Source organism: Maritimibacter dapengensis, assembly GCF_019218265.1.
Classification (GTDB): Bacteria; Pseudomonadota; Alphaproteobacteria; order Rhodobacterales; family Rhodobacteraceae; genus Maritimibacter; species Maritimibacter dapengensis.
The window spans coordinates 1-1407 of sequence record NZ_JAHUZE010000020.1 but is presented as its reverse complement, the minus strand read 5'-3'; the positions used below and the strand labels follow the sequence as shown (position 1 = coordinate 1407).

The window sequence follows — 1407 nt, the reverse complement described above, 5'->3', positions numbered from 1 at the left end:
GTGGGTAGTGTCCCGGGAGATGGTGTAGGAACTGGCGTCCACCTGCTTCTTCATAGCTGGTGCTGCTCGTTCACTGCGCGGCGATCATCGTCGCCGCGCCGGTATCGTTGCACACGGCCGTCAGCTTTTCCACCGGCATGTAGCGGCGGGAGACGGCCCATTCATCGTTTTGCTCCAGCATGAGCGCGCCGACCAGCCGGATGACGGCTTCGCGGTTGGGAAAGATGCCGACGACATTGGTCCGCCGCTTGATCTCCTTGTTGACGCGTTCCAGTGGGTTTGTGCTGTGCAGCTTCGAGCGCAGGCTCTCGTCGAAGGCCATGTAAGCCAGCACGTCATGCTCCGCCTCATCCATCAGCTCGGCAACATCGCGGAACCGGTCCCGCAGGCTGTCGGCGACCTCACGCCAGCGGGCATGGGCCTGGTCGCGGTCCTTCTCGGCGAAAACGGTCTTTACCACCGCGCTGACCACCGGCTTGTGGGTCTTGCCCACGCGGGCCAGGAGGTTGCGCTGGAAATGCACGCGGCAGCGCTGCCAGCCGGCACTGAGCACCTTGCGTGCGGCAGCTTTCAGGCCCTCATGTGCGTCGCTGATCACCAACTGCACGCCCCGCAGGCCGCGCCGAGTAAGAGACCGCAGGAAGTCGGCCCAGAACGTCTCGGCTTCCGAGGGCATGACGGTAATCCCCAAGATCTCGCGCCGCCCGTCTGTATTGACCGCCACAGCCACTATCACCGCCATCGAGACGATCCGCCCGCCCTCACGCAGCTTCACATAAGTGGCGTCGAGCCAGAGGAAGGGCCAATCGCCTTCGAGAGGCCGGTTCAGGAACGCCTGCACCCGCTCGTCGATCTCCTCGCAGAGCCGCGAGACCTGGCTCTTGGAGGTGCCCGTCAGCCCCATGGCGCGCACCAAGTCATCGACAGCGCGCGTGGAAACACCATGGATGTAGGCCTCCTGGATCACTGCCATCAGCGCCTTCTCCGCCGTCCGCCGTGGCTCCAGGAAGGTCGGAAAATAGCTGCCCTTGCGCAGCTTCGGGATGTTCAGGCCGATGGTCCCCGCCCGGGTATCCCATTGCCGCGGCCGGTAGCCGTTCCGCTGGTTCTCCCGGTGCGGGCTGCGCTCGCCATGGCCCGCACCGCAAACGGTGGCCACCTCGATATCCATCAGCCGCTGCGCGGCATCCTGGATCAGCTCGCGCAAGAAATCCGCGTCATCGCTCTTGGCGATCATGCCCGGAAGGTCGATCATGTTCTCGGTCATCGTGCTCTCCTTCGTTGTCGTCGGTCTTCGAACAACCTCAGACTACGAAGAAGCGCGATGGCCGCCAGCCCGGCCGCGCGCTGCGCTACGCCAAGGGCTTCGCGCGCGGCCTCTTACACCACCCCACGGGGCACTACCGA

At 64.8% G+C, this 1407-nt stretch carries 1 protein-coding gene; it reads right to left on the bottom strand.

Annotated elements, in window-relative coordinates; genetic code table 11:
• Positions 1–70: 70 nt before the first annotated feature.
• Positions 71–1267 (bottom strand): IS256 family transposase, encoded by a 1197-nt coding sequence (locus KJP28_RS19850; protein ID WP_142495134.1) that lies wholly within the window; start codon positions 1265–1267, stop codon positions 71–73.
• Positions 1268–1407 lie beyond the last annotated feature (140 nt).